Origin of the sequence: Streptomyces sp. NPDC059866 (assembly GCF_042731325.1) — a bacterium.
Lineage (GTDB): Bacteria > Actinomycetota > Actinomycetes > Streptomycetales > Streptomycetaceae > Streptomyces > Streptomyces flavusporus.
Genome location: NZ_JBHWJT010000020.1, coordinates 154229 through 170471 on the forward strand (window position 1 = coordinate 154229; position 16243 = coordinate 170471).

General features: G+C 70.4%; 11 protein-coding genes. 5 read left to right on the top strand and 6 right to left on the bottom strand.

All coding sequences use genetic code 11. The features are described from left to right. Positions 1–92 precede the first annotated feature (92 nt). Positions 93–1022: a transposase gene (locus ACFV7R_RS29545; RefSeq protein WP_385268798.1), complete on the bottom strand. Its 930-nt coding sequence runs from the start codon at positions 1020–1022 to the stop codon at positions 93–95. Position 1023: 1 nt separating this feature from the next. On the opposite strand from ACFV7R_RS29545, the gene ACFV7R_RS29550 reads away from it, so the two are divergent. From ACFV7R_RS29550 to ACFV7R_RS29570, 5 genes are read left to right on the top strand one after another with little or no spacing between them, the layout of a single operon-like run. Continuing rightward, complete coding sequence (locus ACFV7R_RS29550) at positions 1024–1692, top strand: hypothetical protein (protein WP_385268800.1); 669 nt, start codon at positions 1024–1026, stop codon at positions 1690–1692. Between the two features lies 1 nt (position 1693). After that, the gene (locus tag ACFV7R_RS29555; RefSeq protein WP_385268802.1) at positions 1694–2704 is read left to right on the top strand and encodes a HesA/MoeB/ThiF family protein; all 1011 of its coding nucleotides are present in this window, start codon (positions 1694–1696) and stop codon (positions 2702–2704) included. After that, on the top strand, positions 2701–4131 hold the full coding sequence (locus tag ACFV7R_RS29560) for an effector-associated domain EAD1-containing protein (protein ID WP_385268804.1): 1431 nt from the start codon (positions 2701–2703) through the stop codon (positions 4129–4131). Before ACFV7R_RS29555 ends, ACFV7R_RS29560 begins: the two co-directional genes overlap by 4 nt. After that, positions 4121–4735, top strand: coding sequence for a hypothetical protein (locus ACFV7R_RS29565; RefSeq protein WP_385268806.1), 615 nt, complete (start codon positions 4121–4123; stop codon positions 4733–4735). The genes ACFV7R_RS29560 and ACFV7R_RS29565 overlap by 11 nt, the downstream gene beginning before the upstream one ends. Then, on the top strand, positions 4732–6495 hold the full coding sequence (locus ACFV7R_RS29570; RefSeq protein ID WP_385268808.1) for an AAA family ATPase: 1764 nt from the start codon (positions 4732–4734) through the stop codon (positions 6493–6495). Before ACFV7R_RS29565 ends, ACFV7R_RS29570 begins: the two co-directional genes overlap by 4 nt. On the opposite strand, the gene ACFV7R_RS29575 is transcribed toward ACFV7R_RS29570, so the two are convergent. From ACFV7R_RS29575 to ACFV7R_RS29595, 5 genes are all read right to left on the bottom strand, one after another. Beyond that, positions 6489–7793: a hypothetical protein gene (locus tag ACFV7R_RS29575; RefSeq protein ID WP_385268810.1), complete on the bottom strand. Its 1305-nt coding sequence runs from the start codon at positions 7791–7793 to the stop codon at positions 6489–6491. The genes ACFV7R_RS29570 and ACFV7R_RS29575 overlap by 7 nt on opposite strands. Beyond that, entirely contained in the window at positions 7790–12796 is a 5007-nt protein-coding gene (locus ACFV7R_RS29580) for a hypothetical protein (RefSeq protein ID WP_385268812.1), read from the bottom strand. The genes ACFV7R_RS29575 and ACFV7R_RS29580 overlap by 4 nt, the downstream gene beginning before the upstream one ends. Then, entirely contained in the window at positions 12793–14883 is a 2091-nt protein-coding gene (locus ACFV7R_RS29585) for a CHAT domain-containing protein (RefSeq protein WP_385268814.1), read from the bottom strand. Before ACFV7R_RS29585 ends, ACFV7R_RS29580 begins: the two co-directional genes overlap by 4 nt. Before the next feature lie 31 nt (positions 14884–14914). Then, the gene (locus ACFV7R_RS29590) at positions 14915–15739 is read right to left on the bottom strand and encodes a hypothetical protein (RefSeq protein WP_385268816.1); all 825 of its coding nucleotides are present in this window, start codon (positions 15737–15739) and stop codon (positions 14915–14917) included. A 272-nt stretch (positions 15740–16011) separates the two neighbouring features. Then, the gene (locus tag ACFV7R_RS29595; RefSeq protein ID WP_385268818.1) at positions 16012–16233 is read right to left on the bottom strand and encodes an IS3 family transposase; all 222 of its coding nucleotides are present in this window, start codon (positions 16231–16233) and stop codon (positions 16012–16014) included. Positions 16234–16243 lie beyond the last annotated feature (10 nt).

Here is a 16243-nt window from a genome sequence, read left to right on the forward strand (position 1 = left end):
GGAAGGTGCAGGTCAGGGGCACATGTGGTGGGACAACATAGTTCTGGGACGAGGTATGCGTGCGACGCCCATGCCCGCCCGCCAGGGCTGGTTCAGCGGCTGGAACGGGGCCGGAACGATGCCATTGATGGAGTGGGGTATCGACGGCCACTCGGTGATCTCGTTCGAGGCTGTGCGGTGAGTTCGGTGGGCAGGACGGTGTCGTCGGTTTCTGACTCGATCGGGTGGAGGCGGGCCTTGGCCAGCAGGTCGAGTCCCATGTAGCGGCGGGCCTCGGTCCACTCGTCGTTCTGCTCGGCCAGGACCGCGCCGACCAGGCGGATCAGGGCGGTGCGGTCGGGGAAGATCCCGACCACGTCGGTGCGGCGGCGGATCTCCTTGTTCAGCCGTTCCTGCGGGTTGTTCGACCAGACCTGCCGCCGGATTTCGCGGGGGAAGGCGGTGAAGGCCAGCAGGTCATGCTGGGCGGCGTCCAAGTGGGCTGCGGCTTTGGGGAACTTGGCCTCCAGCGCGTCCAGGACATGCCGCATCTGGGCCTGGACCGCGTCGGTGTCGGCTGTTCGAAGACGGTCCGCAGCAGTGTGGCCACCCAGGGCTGGGCCGATTTCGGAACCTGGCTCAGCAGGTTGCGGGCGATGGGGGAGGGTGCGGCAGCGCTGCCAGGAGGCGCCGGGCAGCACCGCACCGACGGCGTCGACCAGGCTGGCGTGGGCGTCGGAGATGACCAGCTGGACACCGCTCAGGCCGCGGGCGATCAGTGAGCGCAAGAAGGCGAGCCATCCGGCGCCGTCCCCGGCGGCGGCCACGTCCAGGCCGAGGATCTCGCGGTGTCCGTCAGCGTTGACACCGACCGCGATCAGCGTGATGATCCGGCCGCCTTCGCAACACGCCGCGCAACGCCGCACAGCGACCTGGGCGGCGCGGGCCTGGCGCTGCTCAGGCGAACCCGCGAGGCCGGTACGGAGGTGGTGAAAAGCCCCTGGCCGCGCGCCGATGCGCGTAAACTCGGCGGAGGACGGCACGGTGCAGCGGACGGTGGGGGCCGACACCATGGAGCTGGGTCGGCAGGAAACCGCGAAGGACACGGAGCAGAGGCGGGACCTTGAGGACCGGTTCCTGCGCGGCGTGAACCAGGGACTCTCGCCCGGCGCGCGGTCCGCCGACTCGGTGGCGCTGACCACCTTCGACTCGGAGTGGCTGGACACGTGGGCGGCGCCCGGCAACGACACCAGAAGGCCCTGTCGGGCGTGCGGACACACCTTCCGGCTGGGGGACCAGGTCCATCTCCGTCACGACGAACACGGCCGGCTGATCGAAGTGCTGCACCACAGCAGCCGGTTGCCGTGCAGTGGGCGCATCCCGTCCGAGGACGTCGTGGACCCGAGCGCCGTCGAGGCGTTCTATTGCGGACTCGGCGAGACCGCACCCCCGGTGCCGGGCCCACCGACGACACGCATGCCCACCGAGGACTCAGCGATCCCCGAGAACGGTCGTCGGCGCTGCTTCGTGTGTGCGCAGACCTTGCGGAGGGGGGAGGCCGTGGTGGTCTGCCCGTGTTCACCGGACTTCGCACGCTGCACGATGACGGTCCATCACGACCCGGCGAACGGCCTCGACTGTCTGCGCCAGTGGCAGCCTGATCTGAAGGTGCGGGTCTGCCCGCTGACCCACGACACACGGCGGCAGACCTGACATGGGCCGCTACGACCGGCACCGGCTCATCCCCGGCTGGAACCAACAGGCCCTCCAGCGCTCCCACGTGGTCATCTGCGGCGTCGGTGCGCTCGGCAGTGAGGTCGCCCGCCTGCTCGCCGAGGCCGGCGTCGGCGAACTGACCCTGTGCGACCCCGACAAGGTCGCCGGCTCCAACCTCAGCCGCTCACCCTTGTTCCGCGACCGGGACGTGGGACGGGCAAAGACCGAGGTGGCCGCAGCCGCACTGGCCGACATCTCGCCCGGAATCGTCGTACGACCCCGTACCGCACCCTTGATCAGCGGAGTCGGGCTGGCCGAACTGCGCGACTGCTCACTGGTCGTGAGCTGCCTGGACAGCATCGCCGCCCGCATCCAACTATCCGGCCGCTGCAACCTCGTGAACGCCACCCTCCTGGACGGTGGGACCGGCCCCTGGGGTGGCGAGGTCCGCCTCTACCGTGCTGGCGGACCCTGCTTCGGCTGCGCCCTCGGGCCGACAGGCCGGTCCGTTCGCGACGATCCCTGGGGGTGCGACCAGGCGGTGACGGTCGAGGCCGGTGCGTCGGCCCCCGTCTCCTCGCTGATCGGTTCATGGCTCGCCGTTACCGCCGTCCGCCTGCTGTGCGGCATCGACCTGCCCACCCGAGTCCTGCGGGTGGAAGCGGCCGCCTGGGACACGGAACGCGTGGAGCTGCGCCGGGACCCGGAGTGCCCGCTGCACACCGCTCTGCCCACGCACGCAGTGTCGCGTCTTCAGCTCGAACACCGTGCCACCATCGGCGAGTTGACCTCGGCTCTCACCACCGGGGAGATGGCATTGAGCTGGGCGCCACTGGCGGGCGTGGGCGGACAATCCACACGGCTGGGCGACGCCGCGCCCACCGCGCGGCTGGTCGATCTAGGAGTGGCCCCGCGAGAAATACTCCCCGTGCTGGGCCCCGGCGAATACGCAGCGATCCGGTACGTGGAGTTGTCGAACACAGGAGACGAGGGGGAGGGCGCCACGTGAATGACGCCCAACGGCGCCGACTGATCGCGCTGCTGGCCGAGCTGTACCCGTCCGTGGCAGCGGCACGCGAGCTGCTCGACGACATCGGCTACCCGACCCGTTTGGTGCCGGCGGACTCCGGGATGACCAGCGCGATCTCGTTCTGGGCGGAGGTCGTACGAAACCTCGAATTCGGGGTTCTGGAAGACGGAGTGTCATTGCTGGTGCGGCAGGCCCGCTGGGTGTGGCCCGGCAACCGCACGCTGGCGAGCATCGCCGAGGACCTGGAAGAACAGGCGGTCTGGCCCACGCTGATGTTCCTCGGCGGCGGTTCCTCGGACCGGATGCTGGAGCTCGTGCGTGAGGTCGCGGACAACTCGGCGTTCCTGCTCTACGAAAGTGGCATGCAGACGGCCGTTCGCGTGGCTGGGATCAACGAGGATGCTCTGTCCCGCATCCGGGCGGGCGCGCGGGAGATCGATCCCGAGTGCGAGGTCGTCTTCCAGGAGTACGCCTTTCGGCCCGCGCTGTTGCGGAGGCTGGAACTGTTCGGACCGGACCGGCAGTTGTTCGAGCTCCAGGAGGTGCCGAACACGACACTCCCGCGCGACATCGTGCCCGCGGTGTGGGCGCACTACGGTGAGAACGAGGGCCTCGCGGGCCGACAGCGGCGCGCCGTGGTCGACTACCGCAACGAGAACGGTGAGACCAGCCGCCTTAATCCCGACCTCACTCTTCATGAACAACAGGTCCGGGACGGGGGAGTCCTGGAGGTCTCCGCCGAGTCGACCGCCGGCATCGATGCAGGCCTGCGGATGGCTGCGGTACGGCGGGTGCGCGACGACATCCTTCACTTCGCCGCGACCTGCGAGCAGTTCCGCGTGCTCTCGATGGACGATGACCTGCTCCCGCTGCAGTTCACCGCGGAACTGCGGGTGCCGGGACTCGCGCCGCCGGACGACCAGGACGCCTGGCCCCTCGTGCCGAAGGTGGTGCAGCGGCACGAAGTGCTCATCGTGCTGCCCCCCGAGTTTCCCGTGCAGGCACCCTTGGTCACCTGGCTCACGCCGGTGTTCCATCCCAACGTGGTCGCCGTGGGCCCGGGAGAGGGGCAGGTCTGTCTCGGTGTACTGGCTGAGGGCTACCGGCCCGGCATGTCCGTGACCGTGCTGTGCCAGATGCTGATCGACATGGCCGGATACCGCAACTACGGTGTCCTGCCGAGGAATCGGTCGTCCGCCACTGATCCGGCGCAGCAGGTGTCCGACCTGCTCGACGCGGGTGACTATGTGAACCGGCGGGCCGCGGCCTGGGCGTTCTCAGAGGAGGGCCGAGCACGGATCGCGGCCCTCGGCGGCCGGGCGCTGTCGATACCCGGCCCCGCCTCGTCCCGCTTGACCCTGGCGCCCCGCGCGGACGGGGGAGAGGACGGCACCCGTGAACGCTGAACCGGCACGACGCGGGACCGTCGTGGTCGTACGTCCCGTCCCCGACCCTCTGCCACGAGTGCGCCCGGCGCTGCTCGGCCTCCCGGAGACCGTGGACGGCGTCACCGTACTGCTACGGTCCCGTGCTGCCGAGGAGTTGGCCACCCTGCCACGGTCCTCACGCGTGGAGGAAGGCGGCTTCCTCGTAGGGCGGCCCATGAGCGTCGCCGACCGGCAGGTCACCCTCGGCGAGCCGCAACCCTACCTGGTGGAGGTCCACGAGATCGTCCCGGCGCAGCACACCAAGGCCACCGCGACCCGCCTCACCTTCACCCCGGACACCTTCGCGGCCCTCAACGAGCGGCTCGCTGGCGCGGCCCCGGCCCGGCGGCTGCTCGGCTGGTACCACACGCACCTGGGTGTCGGCCCGGAACCGGCCCTGTCGAGCGTCGACGTCGCCATGCATACGGCGACCTTCCGCGTCCCCTGGCAGGTCGCGGCGGTCGTCAACCTGTACGACGAGCGCCGAGCCGTCCGCTTCTTCGCCCGATCCGCCACCGGGCTCGACGCCTGCGCCCACTGGATCGTCGACGACCTGGGCCGCTGCCACCAGGAGGCAGGATGAGCAGCGCTTCCCTGCCACAGGTACTCCTGGTAACCGCGAGTGGCGACGATCCGGTCGAGTTGCCCCCGGAAGGCTCCGTGCGTGAAGTGCTGGCCGGTACCGACTGCCTGCTCCTGCGTCCGCTCGCCCCCGACACCGCGGACCTGCCCTGGCACGCGGTGGAGGTGCAGGTTGTCGCGCGCGCGGACGTACCGGACGGCACCCCGGTCTATCTGCCGCCCCCCGCAGCACCGAGGCCCCGTCATCACAGCCGGACCGAGCCTGCCTTCCCGCGAAGGCTCGACGACGACACCGTCGTCCGACTCGCCTACGGCCGGCAGATCGACGACGTCGCGACGCTGCTGCGAGCCGGGCTGTCCGTCCTCGTGCGGGCCGACGAGACCGTCGTGCCCCCTCTGCGGCGGGCCATGATCGAGCGAACCGGTCTGCGAGTCGTGGACGCGGGACCCGCAGCGGAGACGGCCGACGACCCAACCCGCCCTCTGCAGGACGCTCTGGCCTCTCCCACGGCGGACGGTTTGCTCGTCATCCCCGACCTGGCGCTGCTGGCATCGGCCGGAGCAGCCACTGAGGAAGGGGACGCCGCGCTCAGGCCCGTGCGCGCGGCGACAGAGCGTCCGTTGCTGGCGTTCGCGTCCTCGGACCGCGTCCTGTCCGCGCGAGTGGTGGAGCGGTTCAGCAGGACGGTCACCCTGACCGGTTGCCCAACCCACGTGCACCCCGCCCCGACGGCGAGCCCGGTCCCGATCGGGCGGGCGCTGGTCACCGCGGACGAGAGCGCGCACTTCTCGGGCTTCGATCCCGAGGACCTGCACTCGCACATCAGCGGGCTCAACCCGCTGGAGGTGCGCGACGCGATCGGTTTCGCCGTCCAGCGGACTCCGGCCGGGGCCGGCATTCATGAGCTGTATGAAGCTGTGCGGGTGTTCAAGACACGGACCTCGCCGCTCTTCACCGTGCCCGATGTCAGCTTCGAGGACATCGCGGGCTACGACGACGTGAAGGAATGGATGCGACACACGGTGGGGCTCCTCACCAGCGCCGGGCGGCTGCCGGCCGAACTCGCGCACCTGCGCTCGAAACTGGTGCCCCGCGGCCTGCTCCTTTACGGCCCCCCGGGCAACGGCAAGCGAACCATGGCGACCGCCGTCGCCCGGGCGCTCAATGCGACCGTGTCACTGGCCAGCGGCCCGGAATTGCTCGGTCGTTCGACACAGGAGAGCGAAGCCCGCATCCGAGAACTGTTCCGCGAGGCCCGGCGCAACGCACCCTCAGTGGTCGTGCTCGACGAACTCGAGTCCGTGACCTCCCGGTTCACCCCACGCACGGCGACGACCGACGGACCGCAGCCCCAGCAGTCGCTGGCGGGCTGCATCCTCGCCGAGACCGAGGATGCCAACTCCGCCATGCTCGCACCGGTACTGGTCATCGGTGTGACCAACCGCCCCGACCTCATCGACGAGGCGCTGCTGCGGCCCGGCCGGTTCCACCCCGTCTCCGTGGACCTGCCGAACCACGAGAGCCGGCTCGCCATGACCAGGCTGTACGGTCGGCGCTACGCGATCGACGTCGGCGGAGTCGACGAGCTGATCGCGGCGGCGACGGAAGGGCTGAACGGGGACGACATCCACGGCGTGTTGCGTGCGGCGTTCGTGGCGGCCTACTTGCAGGACCCCCCGGTGCCGCCGACGCCGGAGCAACTGGGCAGCCTGGTGGGCCGGGCGCAAAGGGCCCGCAGAGAACGACGGTTGATCTACTGAGAGTCGGGCGTGGTGGTTTCGGGGGCGGTGAGGGCGGCCAGCAGACAGCGGGCGGCCTCGCGTAGTTCCCGTTGGCGCCGGTCCGCGACCAGATTCGGTACGGCCGCCCGCGTGCCCGCCGGACGCAGGCGTACGGCTTCCACCAGCACCGGTTCGTCCAGGTCAAGGACGTCGTAGGCCGCGGGGTCGGTGTGAAAGGCCAGCGCGGCCGCCGCGACCGCGCCCGTCACCGACAGCTGCCCGCTGGGCATGCCCGCGAGCAGGCGGCGGCCCGCAGCCGCCGCGGGCGCAGACGGCAGCAGATCGACCAGCCGGGCACCATGGAACCGGTCGAAGCCCGTGGAGAGGAGGAGGTGGGCGATCAGATCCGCCTCGGGGTCGACCGGCAAGTCGCCTTTCTCTGTGCCGAGTTGGCCGTTCAGCGGATGCCCGGCGGCTGTGGCGGCGCTGCGGCACAGCGCCAGCCGGGTGGCCGCGGGCGGATGGACGGGGCTGTCCTGCGCTCCGCCGCCGAGCTGGTCGAGAAGGTCCGCGAGAACCAGCGCGTAGGCGGGCCCGCCGACGACCGAGGCACATACATCGGCGAACGCCTCGCCGATCCAGTCCGTCCACCGGGCGCACCACGAGGGGCCGAGGTCCGCTGCCGCGACCTTCGCGTGCAGCTCGTCCGTGAGGGAGAAGTCGTCCTCCACGTGATGGGCGACCTCGTGCACCACTGTCAGCATCGACGGCAGATGCCCCCTACAGTGCCACGGAATCTCGATCACGGGGAACGGCAGCCGCTTCACCGCCTCGAGGCCGGCCCCGGTGTGCACGCCACCGCGAGGGAGCAGTTCCCGGTAGGCGCTGCCACGGCGGTGCGCGTGCGGGACGGCGTGCCTGCTGAAACCGACCAGCGGGGGCTCCTTCGGCAGGAAGTCCGCGCCGTGGGTCATGGCCGCGTCGCGCAGCGGCCGGTAGCACTCCCAGGCCAGCTCGTCGGCGACGCCGAGGAACGCGTGATGCTCCTCGGCCCTGCGCAGCATGAAACGGCCACGGAAGAAGTCCCAGACGTGGAAGAGATCGAGCACCAGGGCGGGAACCTCGTCCGCGCGTCCCTCGGCCAGCCGACGGTCCGCGTCGTCCAGGCCGGGCTCGATCAGCGCGCGAACGGCGGTGAGTTGACTGCGATGCTTCTCCAGGACCCGCCCCTCGTCGGCCAGGTCCTCCCAGAGTCCGAGTTCCTCCCGCAGGGCCGCGATCATGTGCTGTCGGCGTGCCGTCCGTCGCCCTTCGTCGCCCCACCGCGCCCCGGTCATCTCAGCGCCTTCGACAGGCCGCAGGGAAGCGCGGAAGGCGCGGCGAACACGGCGAGGGCGGGACGGTAACCGTGCCGCCGCGGGGACGAACTCGCCTGTGCCCAGGCTCTCAGGACGGCATGCCAGGGATGGCTGCGCACTTCGGTGAGGAAATCACGCGGCGTCTCTGTGTCCTCCAACGGACCGGACGCCACGACCAACCGGGCCTGGGAGCGGGCGAAGACGGTCGCCGCGAGCAGGTTACGGGCCAGCGTGATCTGTCTGACGTCAGCTCGCGCGCCCGCGGAGGCATCCAGTACCACGGTCGGCTCCCGGCCAGGCGGATGGCTATCGACCTGAGCGACCAGGTCGTCGACGGTGATCCGGCCTTGGCCGGGGACGTCGAGGACGGGTTGCCGGGTCTCGGGGTCGAATCGCGGTGTGCCAGAGACGCACAGTATCTCGGTGGGCGGCGGGGTGACCTCCTCAAGGGCCGCGCGCAGACTTACGTCGGCCAGCGTGCCCTCCGCCGGGCAGTACGGGGCGACCAGCCGCAGTGCCTTCCGGGTGAGTGGGCCGAGCAGACCGTCAGGCACGAGGGAAAGGCCGAGGAAGGCGTTGAGGCCCGACTGGAGCCGGCGTACGTCCTTTCGCCGGGCCGGACCGGGCATGCTGCGGTAGACCAGCGCGGGCCGTGCCGTGCTGTCGGCAGGCCACATCTCTTCCCACGGCAGAGCCTGGATGAGCGGCGACTCCGCCTCGATACGGATCGCGGAGGGCCGACGGGTCCCCTCCTCCAAGGCGGCGCTGACGATCTTGCCGAGCTCGGTGACCGAGCCGTCAGCGAGCCAGCGGTCGGTGGCGACGCGCTGCCAGGAAGCCGCTCCACCGACCGGGATCGCACGCTCTCCGGGCAGATCGGCGAAAACGCAGTCGGGTGCCGTGGCGGTCTCGGGCGGTCCATCGGCGGGCGGTGGTCCCTCCGGGCGGCTGAGGGTCCGATCGAGGGTGACGAAAGCGGTCCGGTGCAGTCGTGCGTCGGGGTCGTCGGGCCCGGTCGCCGTGGACGCCGGATCGCAGAGCTCGCGGACTGCCGGCCACCATCGGCTCATCCGCAGCGCCGGGTGCTCGCTGTACGGTGCCAGCAACGCCAGGGCACGCTCGGGCGATGTGAGCTGGGCCAGCACATAGGCCAGGCGGCGGACGGCGGTGGACCGGGGCTCGACGTTGTTGGCGCAGCCGAGGGCGTACAGCGCGCTCAGGACCCGGGTCGTCAAGGGGGCTGCGGGATCGTCGGGCAAGGGCGGATAGCCCTCCGGGACGGTGGGTCCGATCGGTGAGCGCCAGGCGAGTTCCAGACGGAACAGGGCCTCATACAGCCAGGTCTCGCCGCCCTGCCGGGTGCCGTCAGGGGCGGGAGGGGGCAGCAGGCGTTCGGCAGGCTCCGGGTCGCCAGTGTCTCGCAGGGCGGCCGCCGCCCGCAGGCGGGCCAGTCGTGCGTACGGCTCCTGGGCGTTGAGGTGGCGCCAGACCGCGCACGCCTTGTCGTAGGCGTCGACCGCGCGCGCGTATTCGCCGAGGGCGGTCAGCGTGTCGCCGAGCAGTTCGTCGTCGGCGGCCTTTTCCTCCGGCGTTCGCTCCACGGCTTGTTCGTTGAGCAGGAGGTGACCGGCCAAGCGAGCGTTGCCGCAAGCGAGTTCGGCACGCACGCGCAGGCGCAGTGCATCTGCTCGGGCGGAGGTCCCGTTCCATGCAACATCGCCCAGAGCGTCCAGCGCCGCCGACGGCCGCTGCCGACGCAGCAGCAGCGCCGCGTGGTCCAGCAGTACATGGTGGGCGGCCGGGCCTCCTCGGCGGGCGGCCGCCGTCGATCGGGCGCTCGCCGCCAGCGCCTCGTCGTCCCGGCGAGCTCTGTCCGCCCAGCGGGCCCAGGACCGCGCCGCCAGAGCGGCGATCTCCCACTCGCCCAGATCCTCTGCCAGCCCGCAGACCTCCCGGAAGGCGTCGGATGCGGACTCGTCATGCTCGTCGAGATGTTCGGTGGCGGCCCACAGCAGGTCCAACCGGTCTCGTGGGGACCCGGTGTCACTCAGCTCGGTCAACTCACGCATCAGGGCCGTCGCCTGGTCGGGGGTGAACTCGTGCGGTCCGTTCTCCACGATCCGTAGCGCGAGCATGCGAGGACCCCGCAGTCTCTCGTGGTCGGCGCCCACCGTCTCGGCGGCGAGATTGAGGTGGCGCCGGATGTCGGCGCGATGCCGCCAGCGCCGACCGGGGTCGGCCTCCCGCATGGTCTGCCGGAACGCGGCGTGGGCGATGTGCTGATGGGCCTCGAGCCGCAGGGCGGCACCCGGATCGGAGGCGAGTGCCGTGTAGTCGGGGCCGAGGATCTCACCGGCGAGCTGCTTGACGGTGTCAAGATCGCCGCCGGACAGAGCCCGCTGCAGGTCGGCCCTCCATCGTGTCGGCGCCGACGGATCGGCCATCTGGAAGCGGTGGTAGAGGGCTTCGCGTGCGTGTACCGTCCACTGCCCTTCGTCGCGGGCGGCCAGATCGTCGTAGCGCCGGACGAACGTCTCGTGCAGATCCCGGAAGACCGGTTGTGCGCGTACCAGATCCCGCATGGGGATCAGCACGTCCGGATGGAAGTGCAACACGCCCTGCTCTTCGGGTTGTTCGTACACCCAGGAGTTGCGGGCCGCGTAGGCGCGCAGTCGGCGCCACAGCCGTATCCGCCAGTCCTCGGGCAGGTCGCCCTCCCGGAAGGGGAACACGTCGGCGCTGCCGAACAGGTGGTGGGGATCCTGGCGCGGGTCGTCGCCTGGGTCCCCCTCCGTCATGCCGCGAAGCAGATGGTCCCGCATGATCTCCAGATCGTCGAAGCGCAGTCGGCGTGGTACAGCGCCGTAGCGCACGACCCAGCGGACCATGGGGTCCTCGATGCGACGGATCACCCGCTCGATCAGGTACCGCAGCAGAGGTCCACTGTCGGCGCGGATGTCGGCCGGGGTGAGCCCAGGGTCCTGTTCGATGGCGTCGGCGAACAGGGCGAGGTTGAGAGGGAGGCCGTGGGACCGGTCGATGGCGGTGCGGCACAGTTCGGGGTCGGTGATGTTGCGCACCTCGGTGAGGTACGCCTCGCCCTGTTCGTCGGTGAAGCGCTGGAGTTCCTGGTGTTCGATGCCCTCCGGCGCCTCCTCCTGGGGGGCGTCGGGGTCGAACGGGGCCGTGCGGGCCAGCTGCTGCAGGGTCTCCAGGTACATCGCGAGTTGCCGCTCCGTGTGGCGCTCCACCTTGCGGCGCAGGGACGGTCCGCCGCGCGCGAGCGCGGCGGAGAACAGGTGGAGACGGCGGTCGGGCTGCTCGATGAGGGCGTGCAGGGTCTGAATGTAGACGTCGACTTGTTCGCCGGTGAACTTCGCCGGGCGGCGCAGTTCGTCCTTGGCCTGGCGGGCCGCCTCGTTCAGCAGGTGCCTGCGGTGGCGCGGTTCCGCGACGGATTCCAGCAGGGACACCACTTCGTCGAGGGCGTCGGGCGCGGCCCATGGGTCGATTGGGTTGAGGTTTTTGAGGGGCGGCCACTGCGCGCCCTTGGGGGTGACCAGGTCCTGGAGCGGGAGGGAAGGGCGCGTCAAAAGCGCTGGTCCGGGGGTCTTTACGAGAGCGGACGGTTCGGAGCGGGCGAGGCGCTCGCCCAGCAGAGGGATGCGGAGCACCTCGGTCACGACGTCGAGGTAGGTCTTCACATGGTGGGGACCGAATGCCTGCGCCGAGAGCCGCCGGTCCTCGGAGAACTCCGTGAGGACCTCACTTGACACGCGTTCCCGCAGGTCGTAGCGGCCGGCCAGGATCAGCCTGAGGGACGGGCAGACACGTACGACACGGGCCAGCAGCCGGAGGATTGCCTCGGTACCCTGGCGGTCGCCCAACAGGGGCTCCTCCAGGGTGTCCACGATGACCAGGACCGGGCGGTCCTGGTCGAGGGCGTTCAGGCGGGAGACGAACCGGCGGACGATCTCCTGCCGCACCGCCTCGTCGTCGGGCAGTACGCTGTCCGCGACCGGGCGGCGGTGCAACAGCAGCCGGTGCCGGGCGAGTTCACGCAGTGAGGCGAAGTGTCCCTCGGGCAGACGCAGTTGAAGCTGGTCGGCGATCTCCAGCAGGAGCAGCTCGGGCCAGCGCATGGCGTTGCCGGGGTCGATCACGTCGAAGTCGACGCGCGCGCACGGCACGTCCTGGGGGAGCGGGACGCACACACGTGAGACCAGCCAGCGCAGTTGGATCGTCTTGCCGATGCCGCCCTCGCCGTACAGCTGCCATACGCGCGGCCCGTCCCCGGCCAGGAACCGCACTACGTTCTGCCGGCTGTCGGGGCGCTCCATGAACCGGGCGCAGCGTGCATAGTCGGCGCTCCAGTAGTCCCGGGCGCGCAGATAGGCGCTGCGGTCGCGGCGCAGACGGCCGAGTTCGGCGCTCAGCATGGGACGCCTGTCGGGATCCTCCAGGACGTCGAGGAGGTCACGGCAGCGTGCGAAGTCCCGTTCCGCGTCGGCCCGCGTGAACAGGTCGCCGAACAGGGTGGCGGCGCCGGGCGGGTCGGCGATCAGCAGGTGCCGCAGCTCCTCGGCGGGCTCTGCGCGGCCCCGCCAGTGCGCGGCCAGGTCGCCCTCCACCAGAGCCATTTCGGTGAGAGGACCGCCGCCGGGGCGTGCGGAAAGCCAGTCGGAGAAGTACGCTGCCCGGTGCGCTTCACGCAGCACGAACCGCTCCGTGCCCGGCACTCGTTCGAGCAGACCGTACGCTTCGAGGTCGCTGAGCGTCGGTGCCCCGTCCCCGGCGCGGGGGCGCAGAACCGCGTCGTGCAAGGTCGCGTCGAAGGGGCCTGCCAGGGCGGTGAGCCGGAGCAACGGCCGCCAAGGTGTGGGCAGTTCGGAGCGGTGGATGGCGTCGAGGCTCTCCCCGGCGGCGATACGCCGGCCGAGTTCCTCCAAGCGATCCGCGATGCCCGTGAAGTGGTCGGTCATGGCCGGGGCCCCGTCCGTGCGACCACGTCCATGGTCTTGTGGACCCGGCTGAGAAAGTCCACGCGGAAGTGGCTGGTGCCCTGGAGGTACTTGTCGTAGCCCTCGAAGACCGGCAGGGCGGCGGCGAAGGGAATCCCGGCGCGGGCGCAGTAGTCCCGGGCCAGCCGCATGAAGTGCCGGGTCTCGAAGTCGCCCAAGGCGACGGTGTTGACCAGGGTGGAGTCCTGGGGCGGGATGTGCTCGCGCACCCAGGAAGGGTCGGCCACCAGCACGAATCGCAGCCGGCCATGGAGGCCGTCGAGCACTCTGGGCGCGAGGAGGCGGGGATACAGCTCCTGCCGGAAGGACTCGGACAGGACGTACTCTGGATGATCCAGTACGACGAGATGGCGTCGCTCCTGGTCCGGCGGGCTCAGTGCCTCGGCGAAGGACCGGAACACGGCGTTCTTACGGTCCTCGGCGCGTGGCGCGTTGTCGTTGAACCACAACCCGATGTCCTCGCCGGTCGGCGGACCGAAGTCCGCGTGCGGATCGGGCAGTTCCCGGTGCAAGGTGTCATGGAAGCCGGTGAAGGCGGAGTGCGGCAAGTGGCAGGACCGGTCCTCGTCCACACAGGCCGCACGGATGACGCGGAGCACGTCGAGCCAGTTCTTGTGGGTCACCCGGCGAACCGTGCGTCTGCCGTCCGTCTCGACGCAGTCGTGCGTCAGCACCTTGCGCAGATCCACATAGGTCGTGGCCTCACCGCGCAGCAGACAGGTCATCAACCACCAGCGTGCGAGCAGCGTCTTGCCGGTCTTCGGCCCGCCCGACTGCGAGTGGCCGGTGATGACCAGCAGTCTGCTCGGCGGGCGTTCGGTGCCGTCGTCAGACAGCGCCCACCAGCCCTCACGGCGCTCGTCGTGACGTCCGAGGAACAGGCGCAGCTCGGTGAAGTCCGGATGCTCGGTGAGCTCGCGCGCGGTCGCTTCGGACAGTGGGAAGCGTACCGGCAGGGTCAGCCGCCCCGTGTGGACGGCCGTCAGCACCGGCAGCGCCCACGCGGCGGTCGCATGGTGGTCTGAGGCCAGCCGGTCCCGGGCGGTGGCCACGGCGTCGTCCAGGGGGCGGCGCTGGGCCAGGGCACGGTAGAAACCGGCGGAGAGATGGACGGCCTCGAGCGGCTCCACGTCACCCTGCAGCGCGATCACCGCCTGGACGCCCCGGTCCAGGAACACTTCGGTCAGACCGTCCTGCGGGGCTGTCCCGTCCACGCCCTGACGACAGGCGTTGATCACGACCAGCCACGGTTGCCAGGCATTCATCAGCACCTGTGCCAGGTCGGTGGTCAGCTCCCAGTAATCGCCGCCCGCGGCGCCGCGACCGGCGGCGCCCACCGTACGGTTGAAGGCCACGGCCGAACCCAGGTCCGTGCCCGGCAGCGCACCGTGACCGATGAAGTGCAGCACATGCGGCCGCAGCCGGGCCAGCGTGACGGTCAGCGACGACAGATCCGGGCCGTCCAGTACGTGATGATGAACCTGGGCGCCGATCCGCCCCAACGCGGCGCCCCACTCGGCGAGTTCATCGTCCGCCAGCAGACTGCGGTCCTGCGGATTGCAGACCACCAGGAGCACTCTCAGCGGACCGAGCTCGGCGAGCTCGGGTGGCCGACCGGCAAACGCGGGTGCGGCGACCCTGACACGGCGCCACCGCTGTCTTAGATCGCGGAAGACCCATCCCAAGCCGTCGTGCAGCAACTCCCAGGGCAGCGCGCGCAGTCTGAGGGGGCCGATCTCGAGACCGACCCGCAGCGGGCGCTGAGTGCTGCTGCCGGCCAGCAGTTCGTCCCACAGCCGCCGTACGTCGCCGGTGATCAGCCCGTCGTAGAGCCGCCGCCCCACAACTTGCCGCTGCACCGTCGTCGTCGCGGGGGAGAGGGCGCCGACGAGGGCTACACAGGACGCGGGGCTGTCGGCGGCAAGCGCCAGCTCGGCGTCGAGCGGTGCGCTCGCCTCGATCCCGTCGGTCAGGTCTGTCAGTCGGACGACCAACTGGCCGTCGATGCCAGTCGGTTCACGGGCGACCCGGATGAGCACCTCGGCCACAGTGCCTTCGTGCGGTTCCACGGCTCTGCGCTCACACGTCGTCGCCGGACGGCTGCCCGGGCTGCTCCTGCTGTGGAACCGTCTCCAGCACCGCTTCCGTGTCGTCCAGGGCTTCCTCCACCAGCAGTGGCGGCACGGGTTCGCTCGCGGCTCCCCGACCGGGCTGTCTCGGCCCGTACTCGGCCTGCACGCGCCGCAGCCAGTTCTTGCGCAGCCTGACCACCTGGTGGAGCGGCGCCGCGGCCTGGGCGATCCACCGGAAGCTCAGGTTCTGGCTCCGGGTGAGCGACGCCCCCGCCGCGACGTCGAGAATCTGCAGCGCCTGCGCCCCCGCGGTGCCGGTGAGCCGCAACTCGGCGCTCGCCCCACTGTCGACGCCTACGAGAACCGTCCCGGAACCGGCGCTGACCGTCCGCGTCACCGCATACAGCGACTCGTCCCACTTCCCCTGCCAGTACCGCCGCACCATCGCCTCGCTCAGCCGCCGGACATCGCTGATGCCCCTCTCGGTGAGCTCCCGATAGACGATCAGTACGCCCGAGGCACGCGAGAACCGCACAAGCACACCGGCATCGACAGCGCCGATGGTCGCGAACGCCGGATCGACCACACCCGCGGACTTCAACCGCACCTCGGCCGTGCCCCCGGAGTCGTACACGAACTCGCCCGGCTCACCCGGCTCGGTCAGCCCGACCGCGATCCGCCGCCCGTCCAACGTCCCCGCGATCCGCACCGACCCATCACGCACATCGAAGACATCCCCCGGCGCAACCTGCTGCGACAACGGCCACGTCAACCACCAGTCGGCCCAGGCGTTCCGCATCGCTCGGCGGTACGCGTCATAGGGCTCGACCATCACGCGCTCTCCTCCCCCGGCGGCGTCGCCCGCCCCGCAGCAGGCTAGCAGTGGCATTGGCGCTGACGTATGACGATTCGACAGACCTGTTCAGAATCCCAAGCGCCGCTTGCTACGTCTCCTTTGACCTATCCGAGCTTCAAACCGCCCACCCCTGGCACCAGGCTCCAAGGAGCGGAAGCGCCGTCCACGCCACCCGGCGCCTGTGAACCGCTCCGGGTCTGATGGAGGCTCCGATCTGCCCAGAGTTGTGTGGAGTCGGGATAGTTGATTCACGCTACAGGTGTTGCGCGCAGTTCGTACTCCACCGGACTGAGTATCCCCAGGGCGGAGTGTCTGCGCTGCCGGTTGTGGAAGATCTCCAGGTACTCGAACAGGGCGGTGGACAGCTCCAGGCGAGTGCGCCACCGGCGGCGGTCCAGTAGTTCCACCTGGACCCGGGCCCAGAAGGATTCCATCAGCGCGTTGTCCACGCAGTCGCCGACCGAGCCCATGGAGGGCAGC